We start from the raw sequence: 15626 nt of genomic DNA, 5'->3' as shown, positions 1-15626 counted from the left end.
GTTAAACCAAATTTAGCGCTACACCCTGCGCACGCAGCGTCTTTTGATAGGCGGTATCCAGTCCGTCATCGGTGATAAGCGTTTGAAACGGCTGTGTGGGGGCCAGCGCAAACGAATGAATCTGGCCAAACTTCGATGAATCGGTCAGCGCGATGGTGTGGGTGGGTTTTTCCATAATGGCATTCACCACGTCACAGCGCAGCATGTCGCGACTGGTAAAACCGGTCACCGCATCCCAGCCATCAATGCCGATAAAGGCTTTATGAAAATTAAGATGCTGAATGCATAAGCGCGTCAGCGGCCCCACCACCGATTCGCTGCTTTTTTGAAAAAGACCGCCGAGGATAATCACATCGCCGCCCTTTTCGCGCAGCAATCCGGCGATGTAATGACTCACGGTAATGATCGTGATATCGCTGCGATCGCTCAGTTCGCGTGCCAGCAACGCATTGGTGCTACCCCCTTCGATAAACACCGTTTCCCCGCTGTTGACCAACGACGCCGCATATTCCGCCAGCCGTTTTTTCACGGCAAAGCGGGTTTGCATGCGCGCACCAATGTCATCGCTCTCTGGCGCCACGGCAGAGCCGTGCACGCGGCGCAAAAAGCCGCCTTTCTCCAATAGATTGAGATCCTGACGCACGGTCACTTCCGAAACGCCGGTGGTTTGCGCCAGTTCAGTTACGCTGACGCTACCGCGCTCGCTAACCAATTGAATAATTTGCTGATGACGTGCGTTCATAACACCCGCTGCCGAAAGATTTTTGCCAAGCTTACCAGAAATTCAGTCCAATCCCAGACTGCGGCGACCGTTGGCATTCAGCGCCTCAGGCGTGAAACGGTTGCGCCAGTGTGTTTCGTAATCTTCTGGCGGGAAATCGCCCGGCGACGCACCGCTGGCCAGCGCCTGCGCGACTTTGCTGGCATAAGCCGCATTTTTCTCACACAGCGGCGCGGCAGGAATGTACATCACATTGCCCCAACCTTGCTGGTTTTCAACCGGAGCAACCGAATGGATCACATCGCAGTGCCACCACACCGAATCGCCCGCCTGCAGCGCCGGAATCGAACATAACCCCTCAATCAGCTCGGGATGCCACTGCGCAGATACCGGCAGCACCTTGCCCGGCGCGACGCCGCACAGCTCATCTTCTGGTACATCATTCAGCAGCGGACGCAACAGCAAATAGGCCATCGCTTCCGGCACCGGCACCACATGCAGCAAACCTTGCCCAAGTTGCATATCCGATAGTGCCGTCCAGCCCTGGAAGGTACGGAATGCCGAGCACTTGGTGGTGGTGCCAGATTGATATTCATTCACTTCCGTGCGGTGCGCCGCATCCCACGGATCGTATTGATCAAACTGGTTGGTGAAGATTTTACTGAACACCTGCTGATAAGCCGGCAGCAACCACCGCTCCAGCGCGCCGGAATCGGTATGCGCGCCGAGCCCTTTTGAGGTGGTGCCCGGTAAACGGCGGCGAATGCGGTCGGGATAGATAATGCTGACGTCCGGCTCAAACCAGCGCATACCGCGCGACTCAAACTTCCATAGGCGATTGAGGAAGGACTGCGTCTGCGCCATGGCTTCACTTTGGCGCGCTGACATTTGCGCATCGCTCCAGTAAATCGGATAGATTTCCGGGCGTGAGGCCTCAAGATTTCCGAAGAAGTTATCGCCTGGCCCTTTGTAGACATTATCGAAATCATTGTCATTGAGGTACTTGAGCATTGATTCATCCCACGCCAATGCCTGATCGCGCGCGAAAGTTTGTTTCACCACCACGCAGCCGCGACGACGAATATGATCCTTCACTGCCTCGCTGATGCGTCCGGTAGCGATGTCCTGCTGAGTGACTTGTGGCCATGCCGATCCGTTTTGGGCTTCTTCGGCGCGGGCGGCGGCAATTTCGTTAACGATTTTGCTTCTGACTTGTTCAAACAGCCCTTCGACATCGCCAATCTGCTCTCTCAGCGCTTTTTTCATCTGGCGGACGTTCTGTTTGAAATCATCAGGTTGCTGTACAGACGTGAAGGTTGTGTTCATGAGGTGCTCCGATTTGATTGCCTAAAATCTTCATTCGAAATAAATTACACTTCATTCATAACTAATGAAGAACAATTAACAATCACGCAACCTTATAATTGGGAGCTTTGTCACACATAAAGCTGATGACAGGTTTCATATGAAAGCATGAGCACACCAACGACGATCAACGCCGCTTGCACCCAGCCTAAGAGTGCAATTAGTGAACGCACTCACAACTACGAAACAATTCGTTAACCATAAATTGATCTTTTTCGCGCCAGCTTTTATACCTTGTGAAAATTATTTCATGCATAAGAAATAATTTTCACGATTAACCCCGGCTCGTTTTTCCGCGTTTTGTTGTCACGGCTGAGCCATACACATTCAGCGTCAGTTCCGGGGAAAAAACATGAAAAAAATCACCGCACTTCTCGCGAGTTTATTGCTGGCGAGCAGTTTCACCAGCACCGTAAGCGCCGCCGATGACGCGCCACAATTTCGCTGTAAGCCCGGCGAAACCTATTATATGAACGTGATGGTAACCGGCGTGGAATACTGGTTCCCGGTCTATGAAATGTTCAAACAGGCGGCGCACCAGCTGGGCTGCAAAACCGTTTACGGCGGCACGCCAGCCTATGATGTTAACCAACAGCTCTCCAGCTTTGAGCAAATCCTGGCGCAAAAACCCGCCGGTATCTTTCTTCATCCGATGAATCCCGATCCGTTTATTGAACCGATTAATCGCGCCGCTGAAATGGGCATTCCGGTAGTGACCTTCGCCGCCGATTCTCCCAACAGCAAACGCGTCGCTTACATCACCTCGGACAACTTCCGTGAAGGCAAAGCCGCTGCCGATGAGCTTGGCAAAGCGATGGGTAAAGGCGCAGAGTTTGCCGTACTGGAAAACCCGGGGCAGGATAATCACGATCGTCGCGTCACCGCTTTTATCAACGAAATGAAAGCCGCCTTCCCGGATAGCAAACTGGTGGCGCGCGCCGCCACCAATCAGGATCCTTCAAAGGCATATAACGCCGTGCTCTCAATGCTGCAGGCCAACCCTAACCTCAAAGGCATCTTCATGCCGGAAGCCAGCTCGGCGATCGGTGCCGCGCAGGCGGTGGCGGAAAATGGCGGCAAAGTAAAAGTGATGACCGTCGATGTTAACGCCAAGGTGCTGGATATGATTAAAAGCGGCCAGGTGTTTGGCGCCATCAATCCGAATCAGGGCATTCAGGGTTATATGGGCTTTATGACCTTATTCCTCGCCGCTCATCCGGAACTGATCGATCCCATGAACGATGCCAAACGCAACGGCACCAATCCTTTCGCCTTCCCCATCCTCGATAACGGCTATGCGGTGGTGACAAAAGACAATGCCGACGATTTCCGCTGGGATGCCTATCTGAAACGCCGTGGTACCAAAGGCATCAACGAGTAAGGTGACAATCATGACGGCACTTCTTGAATTGCGAGGCATCAGTAAAAGCTTTGGCGCGGTGCGGGCGTTACAGGGCGTAGATCTCACTCTGCGCGCCGGTGAAATCCATGCGCTGGCAGGCGAAAACGGCGCAGGCAAATCGACGTTGATGAATATTATCGATGGCATTCTGCGCCCGGATAGCGGTGAGGTGTTACTTGATGGCAAGCCTATCACCCTGCGCTCGCCGCGCGAGGCACAGCAGCTCGGTATAGGTTTAGTGCATCAGGAAATTGCGCTGTGCCCGGATATCAGCGTGTATGAAAACATCTGGATGGCGCACGCCGCCAGCCAGCGTGGCGTGCTGATGCCACATAAAGCGCTGCGTGAGAAAGCACAGACGGTGATGAACCGCTTGGCGCCGATCGCCGTGACCCGCAAGGTGGGCGAACTCTCACTGTCTCAGCAGCAGCTGGTGGAGATTGCCAAGGCGCTGACGCTGGATTGTCGCCTGCTGATTCTGGATGAACCGACTGCCGCACTGACCGAACCGGAAGCCCAGACGCTGTTTGCCATTGTGCGTCAGCTACAGGCGCAAGGGATTGCGGTGGTGTATATCAGCCATCGTATGGCGGAAATTTTTGCGCTGTGTCAGCACATCACTATTTTGCGTGATGGCCGCACCGTGCACAGCGCGCCGCTGCGCAGCATGACGCCCGATGAAGTGATTACGCGCCTGGTAGGACGTGAGCTTTCACAGCTTTACCCCAATAAACGCCCGGTTAGCGCCGTGTCGCCGCTGTTGCAGGTGCGCGATCTCGGTGATGGCAAACACTTCCACGCTATTCATTTTGATCTGCGACCCGGTGAAATCCTCGGTATCGGCGGTTTAATGGGCGCGGGACGCAGTGAAATCGCGCAAGGGATTTGCGGTTTATTGCCGATTAAACGCGGCGCGATCCGCATTAAAGGCGAGGCGGTGACGCTGCGCAATTACGCGGCCAGCATTGCACAGCGCATGGTTTATTTATCTGAGGATCGCAAAGACGCCGGGTTGTTTCTCTCGATGCCAATCGACTGGAATATTTCGGCACTGGATCTCCACGCCGTGAGTCATCATCGCCTGCTGCTGAGCCCGGGCCGCGAGCGCCAGCAAGCAGAAGCGCTGGCACAGCAGGTGAAACTGAAGCATGGCAAATTGAGCGATCCGGTGTCATCGCTGTCGGGCGGCAATCAGCAAAAAGTCGCGCTAGCCCGCGTGCTGTCGGTACAGCCGGAAATTGTCTTTCTTGACGAACCCACGCGCGGCGTGGACGTCAGCGCCAAGGCGGAAATCTACAGCATTCTCGCCAAACTGGCGGCAAACGGCGTGGGTTTAGTGGTGATTTCGTCGGAGTTGCCCGAGTTAATTGGCCTGTGCGATCGCATCATTGTGATTCATGAAGGGCGTATTAGCGGTGAAGTCACCGGTGATGCCATGACAGAAGAAAATCTGATGCGGCTCGCCGCCGGCATCAATCCTGAAGCGGAGGCCGTATGACCATGAATACCACCCTGCCCACCTTGCAAAAATCGCGCTGGTCGCTGTTCGGCGGCATACACAAGCAGCGCGAAGTGGGGCTGATCGTGATCATCGCGCTGATCTTCGTGGTGATGAGCTTTACCTCGCCCTACTTCCTCACCTGGGCCAACATGAAGGCGATGCTGCTGTCGTTTTCGATTGAAGGCATCGTGGTGATCGGCATGACCATTTTACTGATTGTCGGCGGTATCGATCTTTCAGTTGGCGCGGTGGTTTGTCTTTCCATGGTGGTGGCCGGGCAGCTGTTCCTGAGCGGCATGGATCCCTGGCTGGCGAGTTTGGCAGGCATTGGCGCGGCGGCGTTGGTGGGCTTACTCATGGGACTTACGGTAACCAAAATCGGCCTCAGCCATTTTATCGCCTCGCTGGCAGCGATGGTGATTGTGCGCGGCCTGTGCATGATCGTCACCCAGGGCACACCGCTGTCGCTGTTTACTCTGCCGGTGAATTTCAAGTTTATCGGCCAGGGCGCTATCTGGGGCATTCCCTTTGTCATCGTGCTGTTTTTTGTCCTGGTGGCGCTGTTCGACGTGCTGCTGCGTAAAGCAACCCTGTTCCGCAAAGTGTTTTATACCGGCAGCAACGAACGTGCCGCCGCCTACTCCGGCATTAACATCAATCGCATCAAACTGTGGGTCACGGTGCTGACCTCAACGCTGGCTGGGCTGGCGGGCATTATCTACATGGCGCGTCTCGGCTCTGCTACCCCGACGTTTGGCGTGGGTATGGAGCTGAATGTAATTGCGGCGGCGGTGATTGGCGGTGCGAGTCTGAAAGGCGGCACCGGTTCGATTCTTGGCGCGGTGCTCGGTGTGGCGCTGTTGTCGATTGTTACCAGCTCGCTGATTTTGATTAACGTCTCCGTTTACTGGCAGGAGTTGATTAAAGGCTTGATCCTGCTGGCCGCGGTGTCTATTGACCATTTGCTGAATAAATACCGAGCTGCATAAGGAATTATCGCCCATGGAATTCACTAGCGAACATCCCGCGTTTCACAGCGCACGTCAGATTTACCAGGTACTGGTGATGTATTACCTCGACGGCAAAAAGCAGTCGGATATTGCGGTTGAGACTGGCCTGTCTGTGGCTAGCGTCAATCGGCTGATTCGCCAGGGTAAAGAGAGCGGCATGGTGGAGATCACCATCAAATCGCCGTGGCTGTCAGCGCACCAGCTGGAGAGCGATCTGGCCGCTCTCGGCCAGCTGCAACAGGTGGTGGTCGCACCGAATGTGGCGCGCAGCGAGGATCAAAGTCTGCAAATGGTTGGCGCTGCGGCGGCAGAATATCTGCTCTCGCGCCTCAAAGATGGCGATGTGATTGCTATTACCGGCGGGAAAGGCGTTAGCGCGTTGGTTGATGCCTTACAGCCCACGCGTAAATACGATGTGCAGGTGGTGCCCGCCCTGGGCTGCGTACAAGGCAAGCATTACACCGATGTTAATCACGTGGCATCGGAAATGGCGGCGCGCCTCGGCGGACACGCCTGGCAGATCCATGCCCCGCTGTTTACCGATTCCGCCGAAGAACGCGACATGCTGATGGGCATCAGCGCCGTCGAGAATGTGCTGGATAAAGCACGCAACGCCACGTTGGCCGTGGTTGGCCTTGGATCGATTCATAGCGACAGCTCCAGCTACTATGACCTCAACCTGGCGGCGCGTCATGCCTCGGCGAGTATTGAAACCAGCGGCGCGCGCAGTGAACTGTTAGCCTGGCTGCTGGATGCTCGCGGTCAGCCTGCGCCGTTTGACGCCAACCGTCGGCTGGTCGCGCTTACCTTGCCCGAGCTGCAGCGTATTCCATTCTCAATGGCGGTAGTCGCCGGACGGGACAAAGTGGATCCCATCCGCTGCGCGCTGCATGGTCAGTGGCTGAAAAGCATGGTCACGGATGAATCCACTGCGGCAGGCGTACTGGAACTGGACCTGAGTCGAGGAGTCACTCATGGATAATATTCAAACGCGCGAGCAGCGCCTGAACCTCTTACGCCAGCGCTCGTCCACCCCGGTGTTGATCGTCGGCGGTGGCATCAACGGCATCAGCACCTTTCGTGAACTGGCCTTGCAAGGTATTCCGGCGATTCTGGTGGAGAAAGGCGACTGGTGCCAGGCCGCCAGCGGCGCGCTCTCACGCATGATCCACGGTGGATTGCGATATCTGGAAACCGGTGAGTTCACGTTAGTGAAAGAGTCGGTCACCGAGCGCGATCGCCTGTTAAAAAACGCCTCGCATTATGTATTCCCTTTACGTACGACGGTGCCAATCGACAATCTCGCTGGCGGGCTGGTCAATGCGACGCGGCGCTTTCTACGCCTGAGCGATAAGCCCACGCGGCGCGGCGCGCTGCTGATTAAAACCGGCCTCAGCCTCTACGATATCTACACCCGCCAGTATGGCTCAATGCCGAAGCATCAGGTGCGCAGTGAAGCGGCCACGCGCGATCGCTGGCCGGGATTTGCGCCCTGGGTGAAGTACAGCGCCAGCTACTATGATGCGTGGATCAGCGCGCCGGAACGGTTGGGGTTTGAACTCATAGACGACGCGCAACAGGCGTGTCCGGAAGCGCTGGCGCTCAACTATCTGCAGCTGGTGAGCGCCGAGGGCGAAACCGTTATTCTGCAGGATGCGTTAAGTGGCGAGCGCTTTAGCCTGCAACCGCACGTGCTGGTGAATGCCGGGGGGGCGTGGATCGACCAGCTCAACCAGCGCATCTCTTCTCGCGACGACCTGCCAAAAATGATTGGCGGTACCAAAGGATCGCATCTGATCCTCGATCATCCCGAACTGCTGCATATGCTGGATGGCGAAATGGTCTACTTCGAAAATCAGGAAGGCCGCGTCTGCATCATGTTCCCGTGGTTCGGCAAGGTGCTGGTGGGTTCCACCGATATTCGCGTTGACGATCCCGACGCGGTGGTGTGCGAAGAGGATGAAAAAGTGTATATCCTGGAATCCCTGCGCTTCGTCTTTCCCCACATCGACGTGCCCGATGCCGCTATCGTCTATACCTTCTGCGGCGTGCGTCCGCTGCCGGCCAGCGATGCCAAACTCAACGGCCAGATTTCACGTAACCACTCATTGGTGATGCTGCCACCCGATGCCAATCGGGCGTGGAGCACACTGTGTTTAGTCGGCGGCAAATGGACCACATTTCGTCAGTTTGGTGAAGAGGCAGCCGATCGCGTGCTGCGCCTGCTCGGCGAAAAACGCCATCTTTCCAGCGGCGATGTGCCGATTGGCGGCGGACGCGATTTCCCTCCGCCTTCAGGGCAAACCGCGTGGCTGGCGCAGCTGGTGCAGCGTTATGCTGCGCCGCTGCCGCGCGTAATGCAGCTGGCAAAACGTTACGGCAGCCGCGCCGTGCCGCTGCTGGCGCTGATTCAGCAGCAAGGCGAACACCCGCTGCAGCATCACGCGGCGTACAGCGATATCGAATTGCGCTATCTGATTGAGCATGAACAGGTGTGCCAGCTGGAAGATCTGCTGGTGCGCCGCACCTCGCTGGCGATCTGCGGTGAACTGACCGCGCCGCTGGTGCAGGAGATTGCCCAGATCATGGCGACCACGCTGGGCTGGAGCGACACCGAACGCGCGCAGCAGCTGCAACGTGGCTGTGACAATCTGGCGCGTTTACACGGCCTCACCGGTCTTTATCCCACGGTTTTTCAGGAGGAAACACGACATGTTAGTAACCAATAAAGTGCGCATGCATCGCCTGTTCCAGCACGGTAAATGTCTGGATGTGGCGATCGATCACGGCATCGCCAACGAGCCAGATTTTCTCATTGGGCTGGAGAACATCGCAGCGGTAATGGATAACCTGATTACCGCGCAGCCAGATGCGATTCAGGTGAATTACGGTCAGGCCGATCTGCTACAGCGCGTCGCCGGGCGCAAACCGGCGCTGGTGATGCGTACCGATGTCGGCAACGCCTACAACGCCGCGCGCCATCGTGAAATGTGGGCGGTGCTGCACAATCCCGATGAACCGATCCTCGCCGCGCTGCAGCTGGACGCCGCTGCGGTGGTGGTGAATCTCTATCTGATCCCCGATGAGCCGGGCATTTTCCGCATGTGTGTCGAGAATATTGGCCGTCTGCGCCAGGCGTGCGATCGCTATGGCATGCCGCTGATGATTGAACCGCTGGTGATGGCGCCCGCCGGACAAGGCGCGGCGTATGGATCCCTTGGCGATGTGGAGAAGATTGTGCCGCTGGTGCGGCTGGCGCGTGAGTTAGGTGCAGATATCATCAAAGCCGATCCCACCGAGCACGTGGAAGATTTTCATCGCGTGGTCGAAGCGGCGCGCTGCCCCACGCTGGTACGCGGTGGCGGCAAAGGCGAGCTGGCGGGCGTGCTGGCAAAAAGCGCCGCGCTAATGGCGCAGGGGGCTAGCGGCATGGTGTATGGCCGCAACGTTTACCAGCACGATAATCCGTCGCGCGTGGTGAAAGCGCTGATGGCGATCATTCATCAGGGCGCCAGCGGCCCCGACGCATTGGAAATTTATCAGCAGGGTTAAGCCTTACCTGCACCGGCGCTTAAGCGGTGCGCCGTCTTCGCTTGTAGAACGGAGTCGGATATGAAGATAGTGGGTATTGATGCCGGAAACACCATGATCAAAGCGGTGCTGTTTGATCTCAGCGGTCGCGTATTGTCGGTGGCCGAGTGCGCAGGAGAAACCCAGCGCCCGCAGGAAGGTTATGCCGAACGGCCGGTGGCGGATATCTGGCACGGCGTCAGCGATGCCGTAAGCCGCTGTTTGCAACAGGCGGGCACGCCGGCGAGTGATGTGATTGCGGTGGGCGCGGCCGGCCACGGCAACGGCTTGTACGCACTGGATAAACAGCAGCAGCCGCTGTTTGGCATTCAATCCATCGATCATCGCGCCAGTGAAACGGTGCAGGCGCTGGAGGCGAGCGACGCGGATCGGCGCATTTACCAAATTTCACTGCAAAAGCCCTGGCCTGCGGCGACGCCGGTATTAATCAGCTGGATTAAGCAGCACCAGCCCGAACGCTGGGCGCAGGTGGGACATTTACTCTGCGCCAAAGACGTTATCGCCCATTTTCTCAGTGGCGCCATCAGCGCAGATTATTCGGATGCCGCCGGTGCCGGCCTGATTGATTATCGGCAGCGGGGTTACAGCCAGGAGTTACTGGCGCTGTACGGCATTGAAGACGCCCTCACCCTGCTACCCGTGCTGCGGGAATCCTGCGAGGTGGTCGGCCATGTTACCCCACGAGCGGCTCAGCTCACCGGCTTACCGGCGGGCATTCCGGTGGTTGCCGGGATTTTTGATGTGGTGGCCAGCGCCATTGGTTCCGGCGTGGTTAACAGCGGCGAAGCCTCGATTGTCGCGGGGACCTGGAGCATCAATCAAGTGGTGGTGGATAAACCTGATTATCTGCGCCCGGTGTTTATGAACTCGATCATCGAAACCGATCGCTATATGGCGATTGAAGCCAGCGCCACCTCGGCGGCTAACCTCGACTGGTTCCTGCGCGAATTTGACGATGGCCGCGGCGGCCAGGGCGCGGCGCGCAGCAGCGACACGGTAGCCCATGTACAACCTAATGCACAGCTGCCGCTCTATCATCCTTATCTCTACTCCGGGCGCAAATCGGAACCGGCGAAAGCCGGATTTTACGGTCTTGGCGGCTGGCACACGCGTGCCGATATGCTGTTTGCGCTATTTGAAGGCGTGACCTTTGCGCATCGCGCGCATATCGATCGGTTACGCGCGGCCGGTATTCCCTTTACCCAGGCGATTTTGTCCGGCGGCGCAGCGCGCAGCTGCATCTGGCCGCAGATGTTTGCTGATGTATTAGGCATTCCTATTCGCGTGGCCGAGTGTAAAGAGACCGGTGCGCTAGGCGCGGCATTGTGTGCCGGTGTGGGCGTTGGCGCGTGGCGTAACCTCTCCGAGGCGGTGCAGCAGGCGGTGCAGATCAATCCAGGCGAACTGCTGCCGCGTGCGGAGCGTTTTGCGTTCCATGACTCGCGTTACCGGGTGTTTAAAAAACTCGAACTAGCGATGCGCGAGATGTGGCAGGAAGCCAGTTGATTTTACTGGCTAATAGGCCCGCTGGCTGCTAATCATGGATGCCTCAACCTCATCAGGGTATCCGCATGCAAATCAATCAGCTTCCTTTTGGCATCACTACATGGAACAACATCGCGCCTGAAACGCATCCCGGTGAACAGGGTTTTGCGCTGTGGCGCACCCAGCGCTTCGGTGATATTCGCGTTCGCATGGTGGAGTATTCAGCGGGGTATCTGGCAGATCACTGGTGCAGTAAAGGACATATTTTGCTGTGCCTGCAAGGTGAAATGGTGACCGAGCTGGATGATGGACGCACCTTCACCTTAACCGCTGGCGTCAGTTACCAGGTTGCGGACAATGCGGAAGCACATCGCTCCTCAACAACGCTGGGCGCAACGTTATTTATTGTTGATTAACCGCCATTTGTTTTTACGTACGGACAAAAAATGACAACCTCTGCGTAGTGCTGTACACTTGAACTATCAAAATGTTCAAATGAACATTACACAGGAGGTTGTTATGACAACTGCATCCCCATTCAATCACGGCAATGCCGCACGCGTCTTCGATCCTACGCTGATGCAGCATGTGCATAAATCCTTCATGGACCAAATGGGATTGCCGCGTAATCCGCTCAAAGCGCACCAGCTGATCACCGAAGGATTGGACGTTGGCATCGTTGAGCGCGCTGCTACGGTGCTCAAAGCGACACCGCTGGACGTCGCGCAAATGGTCTCAATCGATCGCAATACCTATCGTCGTCGCGAGAAAGCCGGTTCACAGCTATCCGTGGAGCAAGGCGCTCGTGTTTATCAGGTCTTCGAAATTCTGGATGCCGTGCTGCAATTATTTGGTGGTGACGTTGACGCCGCGATGCACTGGATGTATCAACCTGCGTTAGCACTGGATGATGCAGTGCCTATGGAGATGCTGAGCACGCCCGCGGGCTGTGATGCGGTGTTAACGCTGATTGGCCGTCTGGAACACGGAGTGATTGTGTAATGACGCAACGGAAGGAACCGGATGCTCCCTACCGCCTGTTTTATCGTTTAGTGAAAGAAGAGTACGCCAGCGATGCCTTTAGCGGCGCTGGCGCAGAAAAATGGGGCGGTCGCTGGAATCCGCCCGGTATTAAAACGGTTTATCTCAGCAGCTCAAAGGCGCTCGCCACGCTGGAACTGGTGGTGCATACGGGTAAAGCCATGCTGGAGAAAAGTCGCTTTATGATCTTTACCGTGCCGGTTCCAGAAAGCGAAATTATGGCGCTGGACAGCAGCAAGCTGCCCAGCGACTGGCATAAATATCAGCAGCAGGAAGAGACGCAGGCGATTGGCGCGGCCTTTCTCAATCTGGAGAGTGAATTGCCTTTGCTGCTGACGGTGCCGAGCATTCTGACCGGTGAAGACAATGCCATTTTGCATCCCGATCATCCCGCCGCTGCCGCCCTTTTCGCCCAGGCCACTTCAGCGCCCTTCACGCTTGACCGGCGGATTAAGGAGTGATGCCGCGCGCAGGAATGGCGATCAACATATTAGCGCTGCGGTCTGGCCAATGCATATGCCGCCGTTAAATCCAGACGTTGCCAGAACGACTGCTCGGCGTTATTACCCGACAACGGATAACCGTTAGGTAATGCACTTTTCACCATCAGGCCGCGAATCTGCGCATCAGAAAGCTGCGGCAGCGCCGCCTTCAACAAGATCTCCGCGCCCTGCGGCACCTTAACCGGCGTATTTTTTACCGCGGCTTTCGGCAGGTTATAACTCATGGTGAAGCGATAGAACGGCAGCATAGCTGGCGAGCGGTACGGATCGTTTTTGCCCTCACTGCGTGCACACTCTGCAAGCGTAGTACCACACTCTTTCTCCAATGCGGCTCGCAGCTGATCGCGCGCTTCACTGAACAGCGCCTGATAACGCGCATCGTTGAGGTAATTTGCCACGTTACGCTGCGCCACCATGCGAGAACCCATCACATCCAACGGATAATGCACGCCTAACACCACACGCGAATAACCGTACCGCGCTCCTCGCGTCACCAGCGCTTCAAAACGCTCCGGTACCATTTCGGCCAACAACAAGGCGTCGGTGTAACCGGTATTGGTGTGGCCACTTGGGAAGGAGCCGCCGTCGGCGGTATAACGTACATTGTCTTTCACTACCACATCGTCTGGCACCAGATGGATGCTGTTGCCCTCATGTAGAAAAGGCCGTGGGTAATTAAAATGTTTCTTCGCCGCGCTGGTGCTGACTTCGCTAGCTTTAATCAGGGCTGCCGCTTTGCCGATTTCACCTTTGTCGTAAGCCGTGAGGAACGCTTTGCCAAGGCGCGGACCGAGCGCATCGGAGAGGAAATAGAGATAGCTAATCGCTTCCGCATCGGCCAGAGCCTGATGACGGACGTTTTGCGTGGCGTTCAGGTTGATGCTGCTGACGGTGGCGCGGCTGGCATCCAGTACGCTGCTGGGCAGTGCGCTAAAGCCTGAAAGCAACGCTATGCCCGCCTGCTGATTCTCTTTGCTTTTGAAGTCGTAACCGCTGTTTTTTAGCCACTGCGTGTCGGCCTGTTTCGCTGTCTGCCTGGCCTTTTCCAACTGTTCACGCGTTAAGGCACTGGCGTTGCCTTGCAGCGCCTGCCGTTCAGCCTGCAGTGATTGCTGTTCAAGTTGGGAGTAGCCGGGCGTGGAACCGGTAGACGTTAGATCGGCCAGCGCAGCAGCGTCGGGCAGTGAAACCGCATACGCCTGCTGTGCCAGCAGTAGAACCGTTGCAATCAGTGTGAAGCGGGTTTTCATTATTTTCCCCTGTTATCAAAATATTACCTTGCCGGGGAAACACGCTAGCACCCTGTTGTGACAGATTTATTTCACTTAACGACACTGACTGGAACAGTTTTGTACGCAAATTTGTGCCAGCGAGCCGCAGCCGCCTCCGTTGTCGTTCTTGCACTGCGATTGCTGCACGTAGCAGTTTTGCTGACACGCCGACACATCGCACTTCGCGGCAATTGGCGTTAGCTGCACGACCGGCGCTTTTCTCTCCGGCTGCCATTGCGGTTGCGCCAGCACGCTAGCGCTGAATAGCAGCGTAAAAGCCATTATCCACTTCATGAGTAAGTCCTCGCAGAAAGGTTCTATCAGTATGGCTGTTCCCAGGCCAATTACCATGCTGAAACCTTTGATTCACAAAAATGCGCAGCTTGCCCTGATAAGGTGCACCAGGCCGTTCCCTTACCGTGCAGCATGCCGAGATAAACACTGAATTATCATTTATAAATCAGAATGATATCGATAATTTTCTCCATAGACATAACTGGTACAAAAGTTGCAATCTCTAAGGCATAGCAAAGGAGATAAATATGAAAGCGATTGTCATTGGTGCGGGCATTGGTGGGATGAGTGCCGCTATTGCGCTGGAGAAAGCGGGTTTTGAGACAACGGTGTTTGAAGCAGTGAAAGAGATGAAACCGGTGGGCGCGGCAATCTCTATCTGGCCAAACGGCGTTAAATGCCTCAATGCATTAGGCATGAAAGCGTCGCTGCGCGTACTGGGCGGCAACATGGCGTTTATGGCTTACAACGATGCTTACAGCGGCCATACGCTCACCCGCTTCAGCATGACGCCGCTGGTGCAACAGGTTGGTGAATATCCTTACCCGGTGGCACGCGCCGAATTACAGGCAATGCTAATCGACACCTACGGTCGTTCGCGTATCAGCTTCGGCAAGCGCGTGACCCAGGTTGAGCAAACCGAGCAAGGCGTCACCGCCTGGTTTGATGATGGCAGCCAGGTCGAGGGCGATTTCCTGATTGCCGCTGACGGTGCGCATTCAGTGATCCGTCACTATGTGTTGGGCGAGAGCGTGGAGCGGCGTTATGCCGGCTACGTTAACTGGAACGGTCTGGTGACCATTGATGAAACCATCGCGCCTGCCGATCAGTGGACCACTTTTGTTGGGGAAGGCAAACGCGTGTCGCTGATGCCGGTTAGCGGCAATCGCTTCTACTTTTTCTTCGATGTCCCCCTGCCGAAAGGCTTACCGGAAGATCGCTCCACGCTGAAAAACGATCTTAAAGGCTACTTCAGCGGCTGGGCCGATCCGGTGCAACGCTTGATTGAAAGCCTCAATCCACAAACCACTAATCGGGTAGAAATTCACGATATCGAACCCTTCAGCCGTTTCGTCAAAGGTCGCGTGGCCTTGCTGGGCGATGCAGCGCACAGCACCACACCGGATATCGGACAAGGTGGCTGCGCGGCAATGGAAGATGCGGTGGTGCTGGCGCAGACGCTGGCAGCGCATTCGCTGGGGATTGAGGATGCGCTGCTACGCTACGAAGCACGGCGCGTGGATCGCACTAAAGATCTGGTCCTTAAGGCGCGCAAGCGCTGCGATGTGACGCATGCGAAAGATGCAGAAGTGACCGCGGCGTGGTACGCGGATTTGAAAAACGAAACCGGCGAGCGCGTGCTGGCCGGAATGATCGAAACCATTGAAGGCGGGCCGCTCGGGTGAACCGGGTCGCCATGAATGGCGACCCTACAAACAATC

Annotated in this window: 15 protein-coding genes; 11 read left to right on the top strand and 4 right to left on the bottom strand. The window is 56.2% G+C overall.

The window, feature by feature from the left end:
• Position 1: 1 nt before the first annotated feature.
• Both AC07WB_RS09310 and AC07WB_RS09305 read right to left on the bottom strand, forming a co-directional pair.
• Positions 2 to 742, bottom strand: a complete 741-nt coding sequence (locus tag AC07WB_RS09310) for a DeoR/GlpR family DNA-binding transcription regulator (protein ID WP_097097342.1) — start codon at positions 740 to 742, stop codon at positions 2 to 4.
• Between the two features lie 42 nt (positions 743 to 784).
• Positions 785 to 2047: a DUF1479 domain-containing protein gene (locus AC07WB_RS09305; RefSeq protein ID WP_494940382.1), complete on the bottom strand. Its 1263-nt coding sequence runs from the start codon at positions 2045 to 2047 to the stop codon at positions 785 to 787.
• A 391-nt stretch (positions 2048 to 2438) separates the two neighbouring features.
• Here AC07WB_RS09305 and AC07WB_RS09300 point away from each other — a divergent pair, with 391 nt between their 5' ends.
• From AC07WB_RS09300 to AC07WB_RS09255, 10 genes are all read left to right on the top strand, one after another.
• Positions 2439 to 3467: a substrate-binding domain-containing protein gene (locus AC07WB_RS09300; RefSeq protein WP_494940381.1), complete on the top strand. Its 1029-nt coding sequence runs from the start codon at positions 2439 to 2441 to the stop codon at positions 3465 to 3467.
• 10 nt (positions 3468 to 3477) lie between these two features.
• The gene (locus tag AC07WB_RS09295) at positions 3478 to 4986 is read left to right on the top strand and encodes a sugar ABC transporter ATP-binding protein (RefSeq protein WP_097097345.1); all 1509 of its coding nucleotides are present in this window, start codon (positions 3478 to 3480) and stop codon (positions 4984 to 4986) included.
• Positions 4983 to 5978 carry an ABC transporter permease gene (locus AC07WB_RS09290; RefSeq protein ID WP_097097346.1) on the top strand — a complete coding sequence of 332 codons (996 nt, stop codon included), beginning with the start codon at positions 4983 to 4985 and terminating at the stop codon, positions 5976 to 5978. Before AC07WB_RS09295 ends, AC07WB_RS09290 begins: the two co-directional genes overlap by 4 nt.
• A 13-nt stretch (positions 5979 to 5991) precedes the next feature.
• The gene (locus AC07WB_RS09285) at positions 5992 to 6981 is read left to right on the top strand and encodes a sugar-binding transcriptional regulator (protein ID WP_097097347.1); all 990 of its coding nucleotides are present in this window, start codon (positions 5992 to 5994) and stop codon (positions 6979 to 6981) included.
• Positions 6974 to 8728, top strand: coding sequence for a glycerol-3-phosphate dehydrogenase/oxidase (locus tag AC07WB_RS09280; protein ID WP_494940380.1), 1755 nt, complete (start codon positions 6974 to 6976; stop codon positions 8726 to 8728). Before AC07WB_RS09285 ends, AC07WB_RS09280 begins: the two co-directional genes overlap by 8 nt.
• Entirely contained in the window at positions 8712 to 9551 is an 840-nt protein-coding gene (locus AC07WB_RS09275) for a class I fructose-bisphosphate aldolase (protein WP_097097349.1), read from the top strand. The genes AC07WB_RS09280 and AC07WB_RS09275 overlap by 17 nt, the downstream gene beginning before the upstream one ends.
• Positions 9552 to 9611: 60 nt before the next feature.
• Positions 9612 to 11096, top strand: a complete 1485-nt coding sequence (locus AC07WB_RS09270; RefSeq protein WP_494940379.1) for an FGGY-family carbohydrate kinase — start codon at positions 9612 to 9614, stop codon at positions 11094 to 11096.
• A gap of 65 nt (positions 11097 to 11161) precedes the next feature.
• Positions 11162 to 11491: a DHCW motif cupin fold protein gene (locus tag AC07WB_RS09265; RefSeq protein ID WP_494940378.1), complete on the top strand. Its 330-nt coding sequence runs from the start codon at positions 11162 to 11164 to the stop codon at positions 11489 to 11491.
• Between the two features lie 103 nt (positions 11492 to 11594).
• The gene (locus tag AC07WB_RS09260) at positions 11595 to 12077 is read left to right on the top strand and encodes an Xre family toxin-antitoxin system antitoxin (RefSeq protein WP_494940377.1); all 483 of its coding nucleotides are present in this window, start codon (positions 11595 to 11597) and stop codon (positions 12075 to 12077) included.
• On the top strand, positions 12077 to 12577 hold the full coding sequence (locus AC07WB_RS09255; protein WP_494940376.1) for an RES family NAD+ phosphorylase: 501 nt from the start codon (positions 12077 to 12079) through the stop codon (positions 12575 to 12577). Before AC07WB_RS09260 ends, AC07WB_RS09255 begins: the two co-directional genes overlap by 1 nt.
• A 29-nt stretch (positions 12578 to 12606) precedes the next feature.
• On the opposite strand, the gene AC07WB_RS09250 is transcribed toward AC07WB_RS09255, so the two are convergent.
• Both AC07WB_RS09250 and AC07WB_RS09245 read right to left on the bottom strand, forming a co-directional pair.
• Entirely contained in the window at positions 12607 to 13869 is a 1263-nt protein-coding gene (locus tag AC07WB_RS09250; protein ID WP_494940375.1) for an acid phosphatase, read from the bottom strand.
• Between the two features lie 75 nt (positions 13870 to 13944).
• On the bottom strand, positions 13945 to 14184 hold the full coding sequence (locus AC07WB_RS09245; RefSeq protein ID WP_097097355.1) for a hypothetical protein: 240 nt from the start codon (positions 14182 to 14184) through the stop codon (positions 13945 to 13947).
• A gap of 248 nt (positions 14185 to 14432) precedes the next feature.
• On the opposite strand from AC07WB_RS09245, the gene hpxO reads away from it, so the two are divergent.
• Positions 14433 to 15590: an FAD-dependent urate hydroxylase HpxO gene (gene hpxO / locus AC07WB_RS09240; RefSeq protein ID WP_494940374.1), complete on the top strand. Its 1158-nt coding sequence runs from the start codon at positions 14433 to 14435 to the stop codon at positions 15588 to 15590.
• Positions 15591 to 15626 lie beyond the last annotated feature (36 nt).

Source organism: Pantoea sp. GW821-FHT03E06, assembly GCF_059420725.1.
Note: the sequence above shows the minus strand (reverse complement) of the source record. Positions and strands in the feature narration are given on the sequence as shown.